Source organism: Variovorax sp. GW821-FHT09D05 (assembly GCF_059416325.1).
In genome coordinates this window covers 132,382-153,145 of sequence record NZ_JBWKOZ010000011.1, presented here as the reverse complement: position 1 = coordinate 153,145, position 20,764 = coordinate 132,382, and the positions used below count along the sequence as shown (strand labels likewise).

The 20,764-nt window shown below is 67.2% G+C and carries 19 protein-coding genes and 1 pseudogene; 17 read left to right on the top strand and 3 right to left on the bottom strand.

The annotated features are described in order from the left end of the window. Positions 1-54 precede the first annotated feature (54 nt). The 8 genes from AC07O3_RS27835 to AC07O3_RS27800 all read left to right on the top strand — a co-directional run bounded on the left by AC07O3_RS27835 (position 55) and on the right by AC07O3_RS27800 (position 9,055). Positions 55-828 (top strand): MHYT domain-containing protein, encoded by a 774-nt coding sequence (locus AC07O3_RS27835; protein ID WP_093053681.1) that lies wholly within the window; start codon positions 55-57, stop codon positions 826-828. A 99-nt stretch (positions 829-927) separates the two neighbouring features. Beyond that, positions 928-2,538 (top strand): acyl-CoA carboxylase subunit beta, encoded by a 1,611-nt coding sequence (locus tag AC07O3_RS27830; RefSeq protein ID WP_495340824.1) that lies wholly within the window; start codon positions 928-930, stop codon positions 2,536-2,538. Further along, positions 2,535-4,484 carry an acetyl/propionyl/methylcrotonyl-CoA carboxylase subunit alpha gene (locus tag AC07O3_RS27825; RefSeq protein ID WP_495340823.1) on the top strand — a complete coding sequence of 650 codons (1,950 nt, stop codon included), beginning with the start codon at positions 2,535-2,537 and terminating at the stop codon, positions 4,482-4,484. Before AC07O3_RS27830 ends, AC07O3_RS27825 begins: the two co-directional genes overlap by 4 nt. Before the next feature lie 34 nt (positions 4,485-4,518). Continuing rightward, the gene (locus AC07O3_RS27820) at positions 4,519-5,418 is read left to right on the top strand and encodes an SDR family oxidoreductase (RefSeq protein ID WP_495340822.1); all 900 of its coding nucleotides are present in this window, start codon (positions 4,519-4,521) and stop codon (positions 5,416-5,418) included. A 27-nt stretch (positions 5,419-5,445) separates the two neighbouring features. Further along, entirely contained in the window at positions 5,446-6,606 is a 1,161-nt protein-coding gene (locus tag AC07O3_RS27815; protein ID WP_495340821.1) for an acyl-CoA dehydrogenase family protein, read from the top strand. 7 nt (positions 6,607-6,613) lie between these two features. Then, a complete protein-coding gene (locus AC07O3_RS27810; protein ID WP_093053669.1) occupies positions 6,614-7,789 on the top strand; it encodes an acyl-CoA dehydrogenase family protein in 1,176 nt (391 codons plus the stop codon). 107 nt (positions 7,790-7,896) lie between these two features. Next, positions 7,897-8,658, top strand: a complete 762-nt coding sequence (locus AC07O3_RS27805) for a slipin family protein (RefSeq protein WP_093054241.1) — start codon at positions 7,897-7,899, stop codon at positions 8,656-8,658. A gap of 94 nt (positions 8,659-8,752) precedes the next feature. Continuing rightward, on the top strand, positions 8,753-9,055 hold the full coding sequence (locus AC07O3_RS27800) for a Dabb family protein (RefSeq protein WP_307616018.1): 303 nt from the start codon (positions 8,753-8,755) through the stop codon (positions 9,053-9,055). Here AC07O3_RS27800 and AC07O3_RS27795 read toward each other — a convergent pair. Then, positions 9,040-9,969 carry a LysR family transcriptional regulator gene (locus AC07O3_RS27795; protein ID WP_093076801.1) on the bottom strand — a complete coding sequence of 310 codons (930 nt, stop codon included), beginning with the start codon at positions 9,967-9,969 and terminating at the stop codon, positions 9,040-9,042. The genes AC07O3_RS27800 and AC07O3_RS27795 overlap by 16 nt on opposite strands. A gap of 124 nt (positions 9,970-10,093) precedes the next feature. Between AC07O3_RS27795 and AC07O3_RS27790 the strand changes: the two genes are divergently transcribed. The 3 genes from AC07O3_RS27790 to AC07O3_RS27780 are packed head-to-tail and all read left to right on the top strand — an operon-like array spanning position 10,094 to position 14,214. Then, positions 10,094-11,080 (top strand): Bug family tripartite tricarboxylate transporter substrate binding protein, encoded by a 987-nt coding sequence (locus AC07O3_RS27790; protein WP_093076799.1) that lies wholly within the window; start codon positions 10,094-10,096, stop codon positions 11,078-11,080. A 34-nt stretch (positions 11,081-11,114) separates the two neighbouring features. Beyond that, positions 11,115-12,788, top strand: a complete 1,674-nt coding sequence (locus AC07O3_RS27785) for a carboxylesterase/lipase family protein (RefSeq protein ID WP_495340820.1) — start codon at positions 11,115-11,117, stop codon at positions 12,786-12,788. A gap of 28 nt (positions 12,789-12,816) precedes the next feature. Next, positions 12,817-14,214 carry a dipeptidase gene (locus AC07O3_RS27780; protein WP_495340819.1) on the top strand — a complete coding sequence of 466 codons (1,398 nt, stop codon included), beginning with the start codon at positions 12,817-12,819 and terminating at the stop codon, positions 14,212-14,214. A 19-nt stretch (positions 14,215-14,233) separates the two neighbouring features. Here the strand turns inward: AC07O3_RS27780 and AC07O3_RS27775 are convergent, their stop codons facing one another. Then, entirely contained in the window at positions 14,234-15,508 is a 1,275-nt protein-coding gene (locus AC07O3_RS27775; protein ID WP_489014845.1) for a DEAD/DEAH box helicase, read from the bottom strand. A 41-nt stretch (positions 15,509-15,549) separates the two neighbouring features. On the opposite strand from AC07O3_RS27775, the gene AC07O3_RS27770 reads away from it, so the two are divergent. The 5 genes from AC07O3_RS27770 to AC07O3_RS27750 all read left to right on the top strand — a co-directional run bounded on the left by AC07O3_RS27770 (position 15,550) and on the right by AC07O3_RS27750 (position 18,973). Further along, positions 15,550-15,924 (top strand): translation initiation factor Sui1, encoded by a 375-nt coding sequence (locus AC07O3_RS27770; protein WP_495340898.1) that lies wholly within the window; start codon positions 15,550-15,552, stop codon positions 15,922-15,924. 7 nt (positions 15,925-15,931) lie between these two features. Next, positions 15,932-16,168, top strand: coding sequence for a DUF3820 family protein (locus AC07O3_RS27765; protein WP_093053658.1), 237 nt, complete (start codon positions 15,932-15,934; stop codon positions 16,166-16,168). Positions 16,169-16,349: 181 nt separating this feature from the next. Continuing rightward, positions 16,350-16,760, top strand: a complete 411-nt coding sequence (gene rbp, locus AC07O3_RS27760) for an RNA-binding regulator (RefSeq protein ID WP_093076793.1) — start codon at positions 16,350-16,352, stop codon at positions 16,758-16,760. A gap of 200 nt (positions 16,761-16,960) precedes the next feature. Further along, on the top strand, positions 16,961-17,449 hold the full coding sequence (locus AC07O3_RS27755; protein WP_093053650.1) for a tripartite tricarboxylate transporter TctB family protein: 489 nt from the start codon (positions 16,961-16,963) through the stop codon (positions 17,447-17,449). A gap of 12 nt (positions 17,450-17,461) precedes the next feature. Beyond that, positions 17,462-18,973: a tripartite tricarboxylate transporter permease gene (locus AC07O3_RS27750; RefSeq protein ID WP_495340818.1), complete on the top strand. Its 1,512-nt coding sequence runs from the start codon at positions 17,462-17,464 to the stop codon at positions 18,971-18,973. Positions 18,974-19,037: 64 nt separating this feature from the next. Here AC07O3_RS27750 and AC07O3_RS27745 read toward each other — a convergent pair. Then, positions 19,038-19,142, bottom strand: a pseudogene (locus AC07O3_RS27745) (sulfite exporter TauE/SafE family protein); the annotation flags it as partial. Between the two features lie 375 nt (positions 19,143-19,517). On the opposite strand from AC07O3_RS27745, the gene AC07O3_RS27740 reads away from it, so the two are divergent. Then, a complete protein-coding gene (locus AC07O3_RS27740) occupies positions 19,518-20,756 on the top strand; it encodes an ammonium transporter (RefSeq protein WP_093053644.1) in 1,239 nt (412 codons plus the stop codon). The last annotated feature ends 8 nt before the right edge of the window (positions 20,757-20,764 follow it).

The following is a 20,764-nucleotide window of genomic DNA, read 5'->3' as shown; positions in this document are numbered from 1 at the left end:
CGGTAGTCGGGAGGTCTGCGAGGCGCTCTTTTCCTGAACTTGAAAGGACATCGCATGACTCCGCTCGTCGTAGGCCAACTCCTGTCGCCCGAGTACTCCCTGGGCATGGTGGCGCTCTCCTTCCTGATCTCATTCGCGGGCTCGCTGGTGGCCCTCATCTGCGCCGGCCGCATGGTCGGCGCCGACGGCAAGCCCAACCTCGCCGTCGTGGCCTGCGCCGCGGTGGCGCTGGGCGGCATCGGCATCTGGTCGATGCACTTCATCGGTATGCTGGCGTACCGCCTGCCGGTGGCCATTTCGTACAACATGCCGCTCACGGTGGTGTCGCTGGTGGCGGCCATCCTGATCTCCGGCATTGCGCTGTACATGGCCGGTGGACGGCGCAAGTTCAGCAAATCGGGCTGGCTCGCCGGCAGCCTGCTGGCCGGCATCGGCGTCTGCGTGATGCACTACATGGGCATGTTCGCGATGAGCATGCGCGCTTCGATGAACTTCGACCTGGCCGTGGTCGGGCTGTCGGTGCTCATCGCCGTCACCGCCGCCGCGGCCGCCCTGTGGCTGGCGTTCAACCTGCGCAAGTTCTCGCACAAGGTCGCGGCCGCTGCCGTGATGGGCGTGGCGGTCTGCACCATGCACTACGTGGGCATGAGTGCGGCCAGCATGGTCTGCATCGCAGCCGCGCCCGCCGACGCGCTGGCCATCGGCGGCAGCTACATGGGTCTCACGGTGTTCGGCACGGCCGGCGCGGTGCTGATCTTCATCTACTGGGTGGTCACGGGCAGCAGCCTCGACGCCCCCGTTGCCGCGCCACGCGCGCGCGCCAGCTGATGACCGGCTGACGACCAGCTAGTAGGCGCAAGCGGGCGCGGCGCCCGCCCCCTAGAGTCTGTGCAGAGCGAAAACAAGCGACCTGCCCAGACTCTTCCCATGCCCGTCATCGAATCCCGGCTGCAAGCGGCCAGAGACACCTTCCAGGCCAACCGCACCGGCATGCTCGCGCTGCTCGACCAGGTGCGCGCACACGAGGCCCGCGCCGTCGCGGCCTCCGGCGCCTCGGCCGAGCGTTTTGCCAAGCGCGGGCAGCTGCTGCCGCGCGAGCGCATCGCGCTGCTGCTCGACACCGGCGCGCCCTTTCTGCCGCTGGCCTCGCTCGCGGGGCTGGGGCAGGACAACCCCGATCTGGCCAAGAGCGTGCCCGGCGGAGGGTTGATCTCCGGCATCGGCCAGGTGTCGGGCGTGCGCTGCATGGTCAACGCCTCCGACTCGGGCATCGATGCCGGCGCGCTGCAGCCCATGGGCCTCGACAAGCAGCTGCGCGTGCAGGAGATCGCGCTCGAAAACAAGCTGCCCTACGTGCAGCTGGTGGAAAGCGCCGGCGCCAATCTCATGCACTACCGCGTGCAGGACTTCGTGCGCGGCGGCAACATCTTCCGCAACCTCGCGCGGCTGTCGGCCGCGGGGCTTCCGGTGGTGACGGTGACGCACGGCTCCTCGACCGCGGGCGGCGCCTACCAGACGGGCCTGTCCGACTACATCGTGATGGTGCGCGACCGCACGCGGGCCTTTCTCGCGGGGCCGCCGCTGCTGAAGGCCGCCACCGGCGAGATCGCGACCGAAGAAGAACTGGGCGGCGCGGTGATGCACACGCACATCTCGGGCCTCGGCGACTACCTGGCCGAAGACGACCGCGACGCCATCCGCATCGCGCGCTCGATCCTCGGCGGCATCGACTGGGCGCGCAACGAAGCGCCGCGCCAGTTCATGCCGCCGCGCTACGACGCCGAGGACCTGCTCGGCATCATGCCGAGCGACGGACGGCGGCCGGTGGACATGCGCGAAGTCGTCGCGCGCATCGCCGACGGCTCCGAGTTCCTGGAGTTCAGCGAGCACTACGGCAGCGCCACCGTCTGCGGCCACATCCGGCTCGAAGGGCATGCCGTGGGCATCGTCACCAACAACGGCCCTATCGATTCCGACGGCGCGACCAAGGCCACGCACTTCATCCAGGCCTGCTGCCAGACGCGCACGCCCATCGTCTACCTGCAAAACATCACGGGCTACATGGTGGGCCGGGCGCACGAGGAGGCCGGCATCATCAAGCACGGCGCGAAGATGATCCAGGCCGTGACCAACGCCACCGTGCCGCAGATCACGCTGCACTGTGGCGCCTCTTATGGCGCGGGCAACTACGGCATGTGCGGGCGGGGCTTCGCACCTCGCTTCTGCTTCTCGTGGCCCAACGCGCGCACAGCGGTGATGGGCGGCGAGCAGGCGGCGAAGACCATGGCCATCGTCATGGAGGCGGGCATGGCACGCAAGGGTGCGGTCGACCACGCGAAGATCGATGCGATGCAGCAGCAGATCGTCGAGCGCTTCGATCGGCAGATGAGCGTGTTCACCACCAGCGCGCTGCTGCTCGACGACGGCGTGATCGACCCGCGCGACACGCGTGCGGTGCTGGCGGAAGTTCTTTCCGTGTGCCGCGATGCCGATGCGCGCGTGCCGCAACCCATGCAGTTTTCGGTGGCGCGGCCATGAACAGTGCATTCCGCAAGATCCTGATCGCGAACCGCGGCGAGATCGCGGTGCGCGTGATGCGCACGGCGCGCGCGATGGGCTACCGCACGGTGGCCGTGTATTCCAGCGCCGACGCGGATGCCGAACATGTGCGGCAGGCCGACCAGGCCGTGTGGATCGGCGAATCTCTGCCCGCACAGAGCTACCTGAACATCGCCGCGATCATCGAGGCCGCGCGCACCAGCGGTGCGGATGCAGTGCATCCGGGCTACGGCTTTCTCGCGGAGAACGCAGCGTTCGCACAGGCCTGCCGAGACGCGGGGCTGGTCTTCATCGGACCGTCGCCGGAAGCCATTCGCGCGATGGGCGACAAGGCCGGCGCCAAGCGGTTGATGCAGGCGGCGGGCGTGCCGTGCATTCCGGGCTACCAGGGCGAAGACCAGGGCACGGAGAAGCTGGCCGCAGAGGCGGCGCGCATAGGCTGGCCCGTGATGATCAAAGCGACTGCGGGCGGCGGCGGGCGCGGCATGCGGCTCGTGACATCGGCCGACGACTTCACCGGACAACTGCATAGCGCGCAGTCCGAAGCGCTCAACGCGTTCGGCGATGCCACCGTGATCCTGGAGCGCGCCATCGTCGCGCCGCGCCACGTCGAGGTCCAGGTATTCGCCGACCGGCACGGCAACGCCATCCACCTTGGCGAGCGCGACTGTTCGGTGCAGCGGCGGCACCAGAAGGTCGTCGAGGAAGCGCCCTCGCCGGCGGTGTCCGACGCACTGCGCGAACGCATGGGCACAACCGCCGTCGCCGCGGCGAAAGCCATCGCCTACGAAGGCGCGGGCACGCTCGAATTCCTGCTCGACGCCGAAGGCCAGTACTGGTTCATGGAAATGAACACGCGCCTGCAGGTGGAGCACCCGGTGACCGAAGCGGTGACGGGTCTCGACCTCGTCGAGCTGCAACTGCGCGTCGCGGCCGGCGAGCCCTTGCCGCTCGCGCAGCAGGACGTGCGCATCACCGGCCACGCGATCGAAGTGCGCCTGTGCGCCGAAGATCCGCAGCAGGGCTTCATGCCGCAGAGCGGCACGCTCGCGGCGTGGCGGCCCTCTGCCGCGTTGCGCACCGAACACGCCTTGCGTGACGGCGCCGCCGTGCCGCCCTTCTACGACTCGATGATCGCCAAGCTCGTGGCGCATGGCCGCACGCGCGAGGAAGCCCGGCACCGGCTGATCGCGGGCCTGCAGGACACGGTGACGCTCGGCATCTCGACCAACCAGCAATTGCTGCAGCGTGTGTTGTCGCATGACGTGTTCGCAAGCGGTGCTGCTACGACCGCCTTCATCGGCGATCACCTCGACGCTCTGCTCGCCACCGATGCGGCGAACGACGCCCGCGCCGCATTGCTCGCTGCTCTGCTGCTCCAGTTGGGCGAGCGTGGCTGGCCCTCGCCGCTCGCACACACGCTGCCCAACGCCCTTCGCTTCGCGCTCGACGGCACGGTACACGCGGCCCGGGTGACGCCGCGCGGCGCTGGCCGGTTCGACATCGCACTGGACAACGACGCACCCGCGCAGCTCGCATTGCTCGCACTGCCCGGCGACGGCAGCCTCCGCTTCTCGTGCGGCGGCCTGTCCGAACAGGCCTTCGTCGTGCGCCAGCCCGACCGCGTGGATTTCCACTTCCGCGGCCAGTCGTTCCAGCTGGAGAACCTCACGCACGTAGCGGTGCTCCGCACCGACGGCACCGCCGGCGACGGCCTGCTGCGCGCATCCATGAACGGCCGCGTGATCGCCCTGCTGGTGGCCGAAGGCGATGCAGTCGCCGCAGGCCAGCCGCTCGTCACGCTCGAAGCGATGAAGATGGAGCACGTGCACTGCGCGCCGCGTTCCGGTCGTGTCGCACTGCATGTCGCGGTGGGTGCGCAGGTGGCTGCGCGCCATGTGGTCGCACAAGTTGCCGACGCGTGACGCTCTTCAAGACAAGTTTCCGAAAGTCCTCCGCATGAATGCATCCTCCCGCTACCGCTCCGTCTTCGCACCCGGCCTGTTCAGCGGACAGGTCATCGTCGTCACCGGCGGCGGCTCCGGCATCGGCCGCTGCACAGCGCACGAACTCGCGGCGCTCGGCGCGCAGGTGGTGCTGGTCGGCCGCAAGCCCGAGAAGCTCGACAAGGTACGCGCCGAGATCGAAGCCAGCGGCGGCAAGGCCAGCACACAGGCCTTCGACATCCGCCAGGAAGAAGCGGTGCGCGCGGCCATCGCCGCCATCGTCGCAGCGCACGGCCGCATCGACGGCCTCGTCAACAACGCCGGCGGCCAATACATCACGCCGCTCGCCGCCATCTCGGCCAAGGGCTGGGAGGCGGTGATCCACACCAACCTCACGGGCGGCTTCCTGGTCGCGCGCGAGTGCTATGTGCAAAGCATGCAGGCCAACGGCGGCGCCATCGTCAACATCGTGGCCGACATCTGGGGCTCCATGCCCAACATGGGCCACAGCGGCGCGGCGCGCGCCGGCATGGTGAGCTTCACCGAAACGGCGGCCGCCGAATGGGCCGTGAGCGGCGTGCGCGTGAACGCGGTGGCGCCGGGCTACATCGCATCGAGCGGCATGGACCACTACCCGACCGAAGCCGGCGACATGCTGCGCGCCATGCGCAACACGGTGCCCGCGGGCCGCTTCGGCAACGAGGCCGAGACCTCTGCCGCCATCGCCTTCCTGCTGAGCCCCGCGGCCAGCTTCATCAGCGGCAGCGTGCTGCGCGTGGACGGCGCACGGCCGCAGGTGCGCATGGGCTGGCCGATGGAGATTCCCGATGCGCAGACGCAGCAGCGCGCGGCGGTGCGGCCTTTCGATGGCTTCCATCTCGCGCAGACGCCGCGCGTGTTCCAGGACAAGTAAAGAACGAACGACCGGAGACAAGACACCATGCAGTACACCCACGAACACCTCGAGATCCAGAAGACGCTGCGGCGCTTCATCGACGACGAGATCAACCCGCACGTGGACGAATGGGAGGCGGCCGAGATCTTCCCCGCGCACGAGGTCTTCAAGAAGCTCGGCAATCTCGGCATGCTGGGCCTGAACAAGCCCGAGTCCTTCGGCGGCGCCGGGCTCGACTACTCGTACGCGATGGCGATGGCCGAGGCGCTGGGCCACATCAGCTGCGGCGGCGTGCCGATGGCGATCGGCGTGCAGACCGACATGTGCACGCCGGCGCTCGCGCGCTTCGGCAGCGACGAACTGCGCCGCGAGTTCCTGGCCCCCGCGATCGCCGGCGACATGGTCGGCTGCATCGGCGTGAGCGAGCCCGGCGCGGGCAGCGACGTTGCGGGCCTGAAGAGCCATGCGCGCAAGGACGGCGACGACTACCTCATCAGCGGCCAGAAGATGTGGATCACCAACAGCCTGCAGGCCGACTGGATGTGCATGCTTGTCAACACCAGCGACGGCCCCGTGCACCGCAACAAGTCGCTCGTGATGGTGCCGATGGACAGCCCTGGCATCGAGAAGGCGAAGAAGATCCGCAAGATCGGCATGAATTCGAGCGACACCGGGCTCATCTACTTCGACAAGGTGCGCGTGCCGCAGCGCTACCGCGTCGGCGAAGAGGGCCAGGGCTTCGTCTACCAGATGCAGCAGTTCCAGGAAGAGCGCCTGTGGGCGGCCGCAAGTTCGCTCGAACCGATGGAAGACTGCATCGCGCAGACCATCGAATGGGCGCAGCAGCGGCAGATGTTCGGCGCCACGCTGGCCGACCAGCAGTGGGTGCAGTTCAAGCTGGCCGAACTCAAGACCGAGGTGGAAGCACTGCGCGCGCTCACCTATCGCGCCTGCGACCTGCATGTGCAGGGCGAGGACGTGCTCGAACTGGCCTCGATGGCCAAGCTCAAGACCGGCCGCCTCACGCGGCAGGTGTCCGACACCTGCCTGCAGTTCTGGGGCGGCATGGGCTTCACGCTGGAAAACCGCGTTTCGCGGCTGTACCGCGACGGGCGGCTGGGCTCCATCGGCGGCGGCGCGGACGAAGTGATGCTCGGCATCCTTGCGAAGACCATGGGCATCGCCAAGCGGCCGCCGCGCGGTTGAACACAGCATGGACGCCGAACTGCAAGCCGACCGAGTCGCGCTCGCCGATACGGTGCGGCGCTTTGCCGAAAGCGAGATCGCGCCGCATGTGCAGGCGTGGGACGACGCGGGTGAGTTTCCACGCGCGCTCTACGCGCGGGCCGCCGAACTCGGCCTGCTGGGCCTGGGCTATCCGGAAGAACTCGGCGGCACGCCCGCCTCGTATTCGCTGAAGCTGCCGGCGTGGGTCGCGCTCGCGCGCCATGGCAAGAGCGGCGGCGTGCTCGCGAGCCTGTTCTCGCACAACATCGGCCTGCCGCCCGTGGTGCTGCATGCAAGCGACGCGGTGCGCCAAGAAGTCGTGCCGCCGGTGCTGCGCGGCGAGAAGATCGCAGCGCTTGCCATCACCGAGCCCGGTGGCGGCTCCGACGTGGCCTCGTTGCGCACTACTGCAAGGCGAGAAACAGACGGCGACGGCGACCACTACGTAGTCAACGGCGAGAAGACCTTCATCACCTCGGGCATGCGTGCCGACTGGATCACCGTGGCCGTGCGCACTGGCGAAGGGCGCGGCGCGGGCGGCATCTCGATGCTGCTGGTGCCGGGCGACACGCCGGGTCTTTCGCGCACGCGCCTGTCGAAGATGGGCTGGCTGTGCTCCGACACCGCTACGCTGCACTTCGACAACGTGCGCGTGCCGGCGCGCTACCTCCTCGGGAACGAGGGCGAAGGCTTCCGCATGGTCATGGGCAACTTCAACGGCGAACGCATCGGCATCGCGGCGGGCACGCTGGGTTTCTCGCAGGCCTGCCTCGACGAGGCGCTGGCCTGGGCGCGCGAGCGCAAGACCTTCGGCGCTGCGCTCATCCAACACCAGGCGGTGCGCCACAAGCTCGTCGACATGCAGATGCGCATCGCCTCCACCGAGGCCTGGATCGAGGCGGTATCGGCCGAGGGCGACGCGCTCGAAGCGGCGGGGCGCTTCAATGCACCCGAATGGGTCGCGCAGATCTGCATGCTCAAGAACCACGCGACGCAGACCATGCAGTTCTGCGCCGACCAGGCGGTGCAGATCCTCGGCGGCATGGGCTTCATGCGCGGCACGGTGAGCGAGCGCATCTACCGCGAGGTGAAGGTGATGATGATCGGCGGCGGGGCCGAAGAGATCATGAAGGAGCTGGCGGCCAAGCAGATGGGCTGGTAGCCGCAAGCCTTTCTTTGCCGGCCTTTCTTTCTTCGTGCCGCGAGGAACGCCGCCGCGCGCCGGGTGTCCAACCATCCAGCGCTTTCGCTGGGTTGCAGGAGACCAACATGCTCTCTCTCACCTCCGGCATCGGCGCCGTCATCATTGTTCTGCTGGCGGTGCTGCTGTTTTCAGCGGTATGGATCTTCCGGGAGTACGAACGCGGCATCGTGTTCACCCTCGGGCGCTTCTCGAAGGTTTCGGGGCCGGGTCTGGTGCTCGTGATACCGGCCATCCAGCAGGTGGTGCGCGTCGACCTGCGCACCGTGGTGCTCGAAGTGCCGACGCAGGACGTGATCTCGCGCGACAACGTGTCGGTGAAGGTCAGCGCGGTCGTCTACTTCCGCATCGTCGATGCCGAGAAGGCCATCATCCAGGTGAAGGACTTCTTCAACGCCACCAGTCAGCTGGCCCAGACCACCCTGCGCTCGGTGCTCGGCAAGCACCAGCTCGACGACATGCTGGCCGAGCGCGAGAAGCTCAACCTCGACGTGCGCGAGTCGCTGGACGTGCAGACGGCTTCATGGGGCATCAAGGTGTCGAACGTGGAGATCAAGCAGATCGACCTCACCGAATCGATGGTGCGCGCCATCGCGCGGCAGGCGGAGGCGGAACGCGAACGCCGTGCCAAGGTGATCCACGCCGAGGGCGAGCTGCAGGCTTCGGAGAAGCTGTTCCAGGCCGCGCGCGTGCTGGCGCAGGAGCCGCAGGCCATTCAGCTGCGCTACCTGGAAACGCTCACGGTGATCGGTGCCGACAAGAACACGACCATCGTGTTCCCGTTGCCGATGGATCTGATCTCGAGCTTCCTCGGCAAGCAGCACGCATAGCGGCGCGCAACGCGCGGAAGCGGAAAACTGTTCTTCACGCGCGAAGGCCTGCAACGCATGGCCTTTCGCGAGGCGCCTGCTTACCATCGTGCGCATGTTCAAGCACATCGTGATGTGGGACCTGCGTGGCGACACGCCGGAAGAAAAGACGCAGGCCCGCCAGCTGCTCAAGCACAAGTTCGAATCGCTGCGCGGCCAGATCCCGGGCCTGCTGCACATCGAAGTGGGAGTTGATGCGAGCCGCGCAAGCTATGCCTGCGACGTGGTGCTCTACAGCGAGTTCGACAGCCAGGCCTCGCTCGACGGCTACGCCACGCACCCTGCACACCTGCGCATTCGCGAAGAACTGGGCGACCTCCGCGTCGCGCGGCACCAGGTCGATTACGCGGCAGACTGATCGGCGCTGGCCTGCGCGAGCCCAACGCAGAACTCGCGCACCAGCCGCAGCGCAGGCGCCTCGGTGCGGCCTTCGAGCGTGACGAAGGCGAACTGCGCGTTGAGCCCCGCAGCAGGCTCCACCTTCAACTCGGCCAGTTCGCCGCTGTCCTGCAGCGCGCGGGTGGCAGCGAGCACGCCCAGGAAGATCGCGTCGGTATTGCGCACGGCATCGATCAACGCGCCGATGTCTTCCGACGACACATGCAGCCAGCGCTGCGGGCTCGCATCGCTGCCGTAGCGCTCGACCAGGATGCGCGCCACGTCGTCGCTGACCATCGTCGAGACCACCGGGTAGCGCACGAGGTCGTCGAAGCGCACGGGCTTGCCGCGGCCCTTCGCGAGCAGGGGATGGCCGCGCCGGCAGACGAAGCCGGAGCGCAGCGTCGGCAGCACATCGATGTGCAGGTCCTCGCGCGGTGACACCGCCCGGTAGGTGAGCACCAGCGCGTCGAGCGTGCGCGTGCGCAGCGCCGCCAGTTGCAAGTCAGGCCCGCCGCCGTGCAGTTGCAGGCCCACGCGCGGGTGGTTGCGCAACATGTGAGTCAGCAGCGGCGACGAGAACAACGCTCCCGGCGCGGCGCCAAGCCCCAGCCGTACCAAGCCGGCCTGCCCGTCGGCCAGCAGCGCGGCGGCGCGCTTCAGTTCGTGCGTCTCCATCGAGATGCGCTTGGCGCGGGCCAGCACCATCGCACCGAAGGGCGTGAGCTCGTTGCGCTTGCCGACACGGTCAATCAGCTGCATGCCGAGTTCCTGTTCGAGCATCTGGATGCTGCGGCTGAGCGCCGGCTGCGTGAGATGCACTTTCTCGGACGCGCGGCTGAAGGAGCCGGTTTCGGCGAGCGCGAGCAGGTGGTCGAGTTGCTGGAGGTTCATGGTGGGCCGTCCGTTGTCATACGTATGAGGCGTACTCATGGTAATGACAAAAACAATGCATTGGACAGATATACCGCTGATTCCTAGCATCCATCGCGTACTACTTTGGACCAAGGAATTTCCCATGAAGCGGTTCGGTCAATGGCTTTGCGCGCTGGCTTTTCTAGGCTGCGGCACGGTGGCGATGGCGCAGGCGCCCTACCCCTCGAAGGTCGTCACGATGATGGTTCCCTATCCGGCGGGCGCGGCCAGCGACTTCACCGCACGGGCGCTGAACGAGCTGATCGGCAAGGAACTCGGCGGGCAGGTGATCGTCGAGAACATCGGCGGCGCGACCGGCGCCATCGCTGCGGGCAAAGTGCTGGCAGCGCCGGCCGACGGCCACTACCTGTTCCAGGGCTCGCCCAACGAGCTGATCCTGTCGGGGCTGGTCAACAAGAGCACGCGCTACAAGCCAGAGGACTTCCAGTGGATCGCGCCGGTCGCCACCTCGCCGCTGGTGCTGGTGGTCAACAGCCAGCTGCCGGCCCACTCGCTCGATGAATTCGTGGCGCTGGCGCGCTCGCGCAAGGACGCGCCGCTGAGCTACGGCACACCGGGCGCCGGCACGCTGTACCACCTGCTCGGCGAGCTCTTCGTCAAGCGCACCGGCGCGCCCGTCACGCACGTGCCCTACAAGGGCGGCGCGCCGATCATTCAGGACCTGATCGGCGGGCAGATCGACTTCGCGTTCATGCCCTACCAGGCCTTCTATGCCGACTACGTGAAGCAGGGGCGCCTGCGCGTGATCGGCTCGCTGTCGCCCGGCAAGCGGCTGCCCGCGCCCTTCGACACGCTGCAGACCAGCGCGCAGAGCAAGGACATGAAGGACTTCGACTTCGGCATCTGGACCTCCTACATGGTGCGCAAGGGCACGCCGCGGCCGGTGGCCGAACGGCTCAACGCCGCGATCGCCGCCGCGCTGAAAAACCCGCATGCGCGCGCGCAGCTGGAGTCGCAGGCCAAGACCGTCTTCGAGCCGATGAGCCTGGAGGCGGGAGAGAAGTTCTACGCAGCCGAGATTGCGCGCTACCGCGACCTCGTCAAGACCATCGGCTACGAGTCGCCCTGAGCCCCCATTCCATTCCAAAACAAGAGGTGCATCCATGAAGACGAGACAAATCAATGGCCTGGCGCTGGTGGTCGCGCTGTCGCTCTCGGCGTGCGGCGGCGGTGGCGGCGGCACGGGTTTCAGCGGCATCGCGCTGCCACCGGCCGCGGGCCCCGCACCGGTGGCACCCGCACCTGCGCAGGACGACCTCACGGTCGCGGTCACCACTGAAGGCAAGGTCGCGGGCAGCGCCGGCGCGAACATGGTGTCGTTCCTCGGCATTCCCTACGCGCAACCGCCGGTGGGCGCATTGCGCTGGGCGCCGCCACAACTGCCGGCCGCACATGCGGCAACGCTGCAGGCCAAGGCCTTCGGCAATGCGTGCCCGCAGGCACCCGGCGCGGTGTCGTCATCGATCGCCGAAGACTGCCTCTACCTGAACGTGTGGAAGCCGGCGGGCACGAAGCCCGGCGACAAGTTGCCGGTGGTCTTCTACATCCATGGCGGCGCGTTCACGCTGGGTTCGGGCGAGATGGGTCCGAGCCCGCTGGCGAGCCGCGGCGTGGTCGTCGTCAGCATCAACTACCGGCTGGGCGCGCTCGGCTACCTTGCGAACAAGGCGCTGCGCGCGGCCAACAAGGACGGCAGCCTCGGCAACTTCGCGGTGATGGACCAGTTGGCCGCGCTCGGCTGGGTGCAGAAGAACATCGCGGCCTTCGGCGGCGATGCGGGCAACGTCACGCTCTGGGGCACTTCGGCGGGCGCAACACAGAGCTTCTCGCTGCTGCAGTCGCCGAAGGCCAAGGGACTGTTCCAGCGCGCGGTGATGCAAAGCGGCGGCGCGGCCGAGTACTCGAACCCGAGCATGGACACCTCGCTGGCAGTCGGCGATACCGCCGTGCAGAACCTCGGATGCAGCGCCGCCACCGACATTGTCGCCTGCCTGCGCGCGCTGCCTGTGTCGGCACTGCTCGCGCAGGGCGGGCTCAAGTGGCGGCCCACGGTCGACGCGCAGGTCATCACGCAGGTGCCCGCCCGCGCCTTCGCGACCGGCAACTTCAACCAGGTGCCCGTGATGATCGGCGGCGTGTACGACGAGGGCACGCTGTTCGTCGACACCAAGTTGAGCGCAACCTACTACCCGCTGTACCTGCGCGGGCTCGCGCCGGCCGGCTACGACACCACGGCCATCGAGGCGGCCTACCCGATCAGCAACTACGCCGTGCCGGCGCAAGGCATCGCGCGAGCCATGGGCGACGCGATGTACGCCTGCGGCAACAGCGCGCGGCGCGATGCGCTCGCGGCCTGGGTGCCGGTGTACGGCTGGGAGATGACCGATCCGCAGCTGTCGTTTCCGGCGAGCCCCACGGCCTTCTACTACGGCACGGCGCACGGCATGGACAGCTACTACCTCACTGGCACGGTCGATGCGCTGCCCGGCTATCCGTACTACGACCCCGGCAGCGCCACGCCCGACGTAGCCACCACGGCACAGCGCAAGGCGCTGTCGGCACAGATGGTCGCGTACCTCCTCAACTTCGCGAAGAACGGCGACCCGAACGGCGACGGCCGCAACGTCGCGACGCGCTGGCCGCGCTCCATGGGGCCGTCGGACCGCGCGCTGATCGAGTTCGCCTACCCCGCCGTCAAGACATCGAGCAACGCGTTCGAGCACACGCACAAGTGCGACACGCTGTGGGGACCGGACGTGTTCCCGCCGATGTACTGACTGACGAACCAACCGCACCCACTCATCCATGAACGAACAACAAGTCATCGACCACCTCGACGCCCGCCAGCCGGAGATCGTGAGCTGGCTCAAGGCCTTCCTGCGCATCCCGAGCGTGAGCGCCGACCCGTCCTTCGCACCGGGCATGCACGAGGCCCGGCGCCTTCTCATCGAACGGCTGCAGCAGATCGGCCTGGCCGGCGTGCGCCTGCTCGACGGCGGCGGCGAGCCAGCCGTTTACGGCGAATGGAACGGCGCGCCCGGCCAACCCACGCTGATGATCTACGGCCACTACGACGTGCAACCCGCCGATCCCGTCGGGCAGTGGCGCACGCCGCCGTTCGAGCCGACGGAGGTGGACGGCCGGCTCTACGGGCGCGGCACTTCCGACGTGAAGGGCTCGACCACGATCGCGCTGGAGGTGATCGCCTCGTTCCTCGCGGTGCAGGGCCGGAGCCCGGTGAACATCAAGGTGTTCCTCGAAGGCGAGGAGGAAACCGGCAGCCCCTCGCTGCGAACCATCGTCGAGCGCCACCGCGCGCTGCTGCAGGCCGACGCAGTGCTGTCCGCCGACGGTGGGCGCGCGAGCGCGGAGGTGCCGACGATCAACACCGGCGCGCGCGGCAACGCGCAGCTCGAAGTGCGGTTGCGGACCGCGAGCAAGGACCTGCATTCCGGCCGCTACGGTGGCAGCGTGCGCAACGCACTGCACGAGATGGCGCGACTGGTCACATCGCTGCACCATGCGGATGGAGGCGTGGCGGTCGAAGGCTTCTACGAGGGCGCGATATCGCTCAGCGCCAGGCAGCGCGCCGACACCGCGGCTTTTCCGTACGACGAAGCCGCGTTCTTCTCGGATGTCTGCGGCAGCGCGCACGGCGAGCCCGGCTACACCGCGCGCGAACGCGTCACGCTGCGGCCCGCGCTCGACGTCAACGGCCTGTGGGGCGGCTACACGGGCAGCGGCGGCAAGACCATCGTGCCTTGCGAAGCGACCGCCAAGCTGACGACGCGCGTGGTCGCGGGGCAGAACCCGGGCGCCGTGATCCACGCCGTGCTGCGCCACCTGCAGCGGCACTGCCCGCCCGGCTGCACGCTCGACATTGTGGCGATGAACGACGGCTCACCGGCATCCACCCTTGCGCCGGACCATCCGCTGGTGCGCGCGGCCGAAGCAGTGCTCGAACGAGAGAGCGGCCGGCGTCCGATCCACGTGCGGCTCGGCGCGAGCGTGCCGGTGACTTCGATCTTCAAGGAGATGCTGGGCATCGACACGCTGATGTTCGGCTTCAACCTGCCCGATGAAGACGTGCATGCGCCGAATGAGTTCTTCAGACTGGCTTCAATCCAGCAAGGGACTCGGGCGTGGACGTTGCTGCTCGCTGAGCTGGCGAAGCATCGGCCGGCGTCTTTTCACGTCGGCTGAAGCCTGACGAAAGACTTCGTCAGCGCCCTTCGCCGTCGTCGCTCGGCTGCGCAGCCTTCGCCGCCGCACGCAGCTTGTCTTTCTTGCTCGGCCGCTTGCCCTTGATGCCCCCGGTGCCCGACGCATCGACCAACGGCACCGCCACTTCCGTCGGCTCAAAGCCTTCGACGCGCTCACGCGGCAGGCTCAGCCCCTGGCGCTTTTCGATCAGCCGGAAGTGCGCCTCGGTCGACGCGCTCACGAAGCTGATCGCAAGGCCGCTCTCTCCTGCGCGCCCCGTGCGGCCGATGCGGTGGATGTAGTCGGTCGGCGAGCGCGGCAGGTCGTAGTTGATGACCACGGGCAGCTGCGCGATGTCGATGCCGCGCGCCGCGAGGTCGGTGGCGATCACCACGTCCCAGCGGCTCTGCTTGAACTGCGAAAGGATGTCGGTGCGCGTGCCCTGCGCGATGTCGCCGTGGAAGGGCACTGCGTAGATGCCGTTCTTGTAGAGCTTCTCGGCCACGATCTGTGCCGCGTGCTGTGTGGCGACGAAGACAAGCACGCGGTCCCATTCGTTCTCGTGCTGCTTCAGCAGATGGCGCAGCAGCTGCGTGCGACGGGCGGCGTCGACCTCGATCACGCGCTGCACGATGTTCGGCTCGGTGCCGGGCTCGCCCTGCACGTCGACGACGGCCGGGTCGTGCAGCATGCCATCTGCCAATGCCTGGATGGCGCTCGGGAAGGTGGCGGAGAACAGCAGGTTCTGGCGCTGCTTGGGCAGCAGCGCGAGGATGCGGCCGAGTTCTTCGGCAAAGCCGAGGTCGAACAGGCGGTCGGCCTCGTCGAGCACGAGCATCGACACGGCATCGAGCTTCAGCGCGTTGTGCTCGACCAGGTCGAGCAGACGGCCGGGAGTGGCAACGACGATGTCGGCGCCGCCGCGCAGGCCCATCATCTGCGGGTTGATCGACACGCCGCCGAATGCGACGACGATCTTCAGGCGCTCGGGCAGGTGCTGCGCCAGGCTGCGCATGGTTTCGCCGACCTGGGCCGCGAGTTCGCGGGTGGGCACGAGCACCAGGGCACGCACGCGGCGCGACGAGCCCTGCGCGCGTTCAGCGCCCAGGCGCTGCAGCAGGGGCAGGGAAAATGCTGCGGTCTTGCCGGAGCCGGTCTGCGCCGAGCCCCGCACGTCGCGACCTTGCAGAATCGCGGGGATGGCCGCGGCCTGGATGGCGGTCGGCGCGGCGTAGCCGCTTTGGGCGGCAGCCTGCACGAGCGCGGGGATCAGGCCCAGTGAGTCGAATGGCATGTAAGCAGACAGAGAGAGAAGAGACGAATCGAATGTCGACGATGAAACAGCAGCGCAATCAGTCCGGCAGCGCCCTGGTGTACTCCACCGAGGCGGGCGGGCGCATGTGCCCCGACTGCGGGGAGCCGGTGGCCCAGTGCCGCTGCAAGGAACTCAAGGCGCGCGTACCGGCCACCGACGGCATTGTGCGTGTATCGCACGAGACCAAGGGGCGCAAAGGCAAGGGCGTGACGGTGGTCAAGGGCGTCGCGCTCGATGCGGCGGCGCTCACGGCACTCGGCAAGCAGCTGAAAACGGCCTGCGGCTCGGGCGGTACGGTGAAGGACGGCGTGATCGAAATCCAGGGCGACCATCGCGAAACAGTGATTGCCGCACTCATGAAGCAGGGCCACACGGTCAAGCGGGCGGGAGGCTGAGCACGCGATGAAACCTGAAGACCTGCAGCGGCTGGTGACGCTCGAAATGCCTTTTGGCAAGCACAAAGGCACGCTGATTGCCGATTTGCCCGGAAATTACCTGACGTGGTTTGCACGCGAGGGTTTTCCCTCGGGGGAAATAGGCCGGCTACTCCATTTGATGCATGAAATAGACCACAACGGGCTCTCGGACCTGCTGAAACCGTTGCGAAACCGCCCGTCGCGCCGGGATGTTTCTCAATAACACACGATTTCGCCACGTTTTTTGCAATTAGGGCTGGATAATCCGGCCTACGTGTCTGTGAGCTTTGTCTCCCGTGCACGTAATTCGGTGATCGGTCAGTTTCGCGCCACAGCGCATTTTGTTTGTTGTGATTCTGGGACTCCATCGCTTTGTCTTGTTGGTTTGAATTAGGAGTCCCTCAATGGGCAAGAAACTCTACGTAGGCAACCTCGCCTACTCCGTGCGTGACAACGACCTGGAACAAGCCTTTGGCGAGTTCGGCGCAATCGTCAGCGCCAAGGTCATGATGGAACGTGACACCGGCCGTTCGAAGGGCTTCGGCTTTGTCGAAATGGGTTCGGATGCTGAAGCACTCGCAGCCATCGAAGCCATGAACGGCCACTCGCTGCAGGGCCGCGCCCTGACGGTGAATGAAGCCCGTCCGATGGAAGCTCGTCCCCCCCGTACCGGTGGTGGCGGCGGCTACGGCGGTGGTGGTGGTGGTGGCGGCTACGGTGGTGGTGGCGGCGGCGGTTACGGCGGCGGCGGCGGTGGCCGCAGCGGTGGTGGCGGCGGTTACGGCGGCGGCGGCGGTGGTCGCGGCGGCTACTAAGCCCTTCCCTCCAGAGCCTTCGGGCTTCTGAATGAAAAGCTCCTTCGGGAGCTTTTTTCGTTTGTGGCCCTCTGTGGCGCAGGGGGCGTCGAGGGAGAACCCTAGCCCTGCGGTAAGCATTTGTCCGTACCGGGCAGGTCAGCCAACGGTCAGGCCCGCAGAACGACCCTCACCCTTCCATACAAGAGGGGCGAGACGACATGCGCATCAAGAGTCAGGCTGACTTCTTTTCAGGAGTCATGTTCACCACCGTGGGGGGCGCCTTTGCGATAGGCGCGACCACCTACACCATCGGCGACGGCGCCCGCATGGGGCCGGGCTACTTCCCGCTCATGCTGGGCATCCTGCTGGCCATCCTCGGGGCCATCATCATGTTCCAGGCACTGGTGGTCGAAACCACCGACGGCCACCCGATCGGCAAATGGGCCTGGAAGCCGCTGGCCTTCGTGCTCGGCGCCAACCTGGCCTTCGGCGTGCTGCTGGGCGGCCTGCCCAGCATCGGGCTGCCGGCCATGGGGATGATCATCGCGATCTACGCGCTCACGATCATCTCGAGCATGGCGGGCGAGCACTTCAAGCTGCGCGACGTGCTGATCCTCTCGACCATCCTGGCGGCTGGCAGCTACGTGGCCTTCATCTGGGCACTGAAGCTCCAGATCCAGGTCTGGCCCACTTTCATTTCGGGCTGAGGAGCGCACACCATGGACCTGATCCACAACCTTTCCATCGGTTTCGGCGTTGCCTTCACCTTCACCAACCTGCTGTACTGCCTGCTGGGTTGCATCCTGGGCACGCTGATCGGCGTGCTCCCGGGCATCGGCCCGGTCGCAACCATCGCGATGCTGCTGCCCGCCACGTACGCGCTGCCGCCCGTGTCGGCGCTGATCATGCTGGCCGGCATCTACTACGGCGCGCAGTACGGCGGCTCGACCACGGCCATCCTGGTTAACCTGCCAGGGGAGTCGTCCTCGGTGGTCACCTGTATCGACGGCTACCAGATGGCAAGGCAGGGCCGCGCAGGCCCGGCGCTCGCCGCGGCCGGCCTCGGCTCGTTCTTCGCGGGTTGCGTCGGCACGCTGATCCTGGCCGCCTTCGCGCCGCCGCTGACCGAGCTGGCTTTCAAGTTCGGTCCGGCCGAGTACTTCTCGCTGATGACGCTGGGCCTGATCGGCGCCGTGGTGCTGGCTTCGGGCTCGCTGCTGAAGGCAGTGGCGATGATCGTGCTCGGCCTGCTGCTGGGCATCGTGGGCACCGACGTCAACTCGGGTGTCGCGCGCTACAGCTTCGACATTCCGGAGCTCACCGACGGCATCGGCTTCGTGGTGATCGCCATGGGCGTGTTCGGTTACGGCGAAATCATCGGCAACCTCTCGCAGCCCGACGACGAGCGCGAAGTGTTCACGCACAAGGTCAAGGGCCTGTGGCCCACCAAGGACGACTTCAAGCGCATGCTGCCCGCGGTGCTGCGCGGCACGGCCCTGGGTTCTGCACTGGGCATCCTGCCTGGGGGCGGCGCGCTGCTGGCCTCGTTCGCCTCGTATGCGCTGGAGAAGAAGATCCGCATGCGCCCCGGCGAAGTGCCCTTCGGCAAGGGCAACATCCGCGGCGTGGCATCGCCCGAGTCGGCCAACAACGCCGGTGCACAGACTTCCTTCATCCCGCTGCTGACGCTGGGCATTCCGCCCAACGCGGTGATGGCGCTGATGGTGGGCGCAATGACGATCCACAACATCCAGCCGGGCCCGCAGGTCATGACCAGCAACCCCGAGCTGTTCTGGGGCCTGATCGCCTCGATGTGGATCGGCAACGCGATGCTGATCATCCTGAACCTGCCGCTGATCGGCATGTGGATCAAGCTGCTGACGGTGCCCTACAAGTTCCTGTTCCCCGCCATCGTGCTGTTCTGCGCGATCGGCGTGTACTCGACCAACAACAACACCTTCGACGTGTGGATGGTGGCGGCCTTCGGCTTCATCGGCTACCTGTTCATCAAGCTGCGCACGGAGCCTGCGCCATTGCTGCTGGGCTTCATCCTCGGGCCGATGATGGAAGAGAACCTGCGGCGCGCGCTGCTGCTGTCGCGCGGTGCGTGGAGCGTATTCATCACCCGGCCGCTGTCGGCGGGGCTGTTGGTGGCGGCTGCGCTGCTGCTGGGCATCGTGCTGCTGCCCGCAATCAAGGCCAAGCGCGAGGAAGCCTTCGTCGAGGAGTGAGCGCTCCGGTCCCTGTAAGAAGCCCCCGCTCCGGGGGCTTTTTTCATTTGGGGCCTTTGCTCGGGGTGCCCCAAATAGACGCGCTCTTGTTGGTGCCCGGCAGGGTCGCCGGCGGTGCGCCCGGAAACACGGCGAGCAGCGAGGCGCCCGTTACCACCAGCATTTCCATAGGGGGAGGACTACCCCACCCGTGGCGCTATCAAAAAAGGAGCTGAAGATGCAGGTGTATCAAGTCATGCAGGCATAAAAAAGGCGCCGACCAGCGGCGCCTTTCAAAGTCAAACACGGCATCTCGTACGGAGCCTTTGAAGCATTTTTATTGTTGCTTGGGGATTGTCTCCTCGGACCCTCGGCAGCACGAGCAGGGCCCGTTCGCGAGTGGGCAGACTTTAGGGTGCGCACCGCCTCAGTGCATTGGGAATTACCCGCTTTGCCTTACCGAGAAAGCCCGATTTGCGAACCAAAGTGTTTCTGATAGTTAACGATGTGGCACGACTTGTGCACGCAGCACCAAGGTCCATCACTTCAAGAAGAAGAAACGGTCATGGCCCTGGCTCCGCACGCCTCCATCAACGCGGCAGACACCGCATGGATGATGACTTCGACCGCGCTGGTGCTGCTGATGACGCTGCCCGGCATCGCACTCTTCTATGCGGGCATGGTGCGCCGCAAGAACGTGCTGGCCACCATGGCGGGGGTGGTGGCGATAGCCGCGGCGGTCTCGCTGACCTGGTTCGCGGTGGGCTATTCGCTGGCCTTTACCGAGGGCTGGCCCTGGCTGGGCGGCACCGGGCGCTTCTGGTTCTCGGGCTTCGAGTACCTGAAGGAGGCCGGGCAGGTGGCGGTGAGCCACGTTGCGCCGAACGTGCCTGAGTCGGTCTACGCGATGTTCCAGCTGACCTTCGCGATCATCACCACCGCACTGGTGCTTGGCGCTTTTGTCGAGCGCATGCGCTTCTCGGCGATCCTGTGGTTCGCGCTGCTCTGGAGCGTGCTGGTGTACGCACCTGTCGCGCACTGGGTGTGGGAGCCGGGCGGCTGGCTCGCGCAGATGGGCGCGCTCGACTTCGCCGGCGGCTCGGTGGTGCACGTCAACGCGGGCATCGCGGGGCTGGTGTGCGCCTATGCGCTCGGGCCGCGCAAGGGCTACGGGCGCGAGGCCTTCGAGCCCTACAGCCTGGCGATGACGATGACGGGCGCGGGCCTGCTGTGGGTAGGCTGGTTCGGCTTCAATGCGGGCTCGGCGGTGGCGGCCGACGGGCGCGCGGGCCTGGCGATGCTGGTGACGCACATCGCGGCGGCGGCCGGCGCCATGAGCTGGATGCTCGGCGAATGGATCGTGCGGCGCAGGCCTTCGCTGCTGGGCCTGTGCTCGGGCCTGGTGGCGGGGCTGGTGGCCATCACGCCGGCAGCCGGCTTCGTCACGCCGCTGTCCGCGCTGGCCATCGGCGCGATCGCGGGGCTGGCCTGCTACTGGGGCGCCACCGGGCTCAAGCACCTGCTTGGCGCGGACGACTCGCTCGACGTGTTCGGCGTGCACGGCATCGGTGGCATCGTGGGCGCGCTGCTGACGGGCGTGTTCGCCGATGCGCGCATCTCGGGCGCCACGGGCGACGTGCTGACGCAGGCGATCGCCGTCGGCAGCGTGGCTATCTACAGCGCAACGGGGACGGCGGTGGTGCTGTTTCTGGTGCACATCATGGTCGGGTTGCGCGTCGATGCCGACAGCGAGGTGCTGGGCCTCGATCTTGCACAGCACAGAGAACATCTCGGGAGTAGTTGACCCACCGA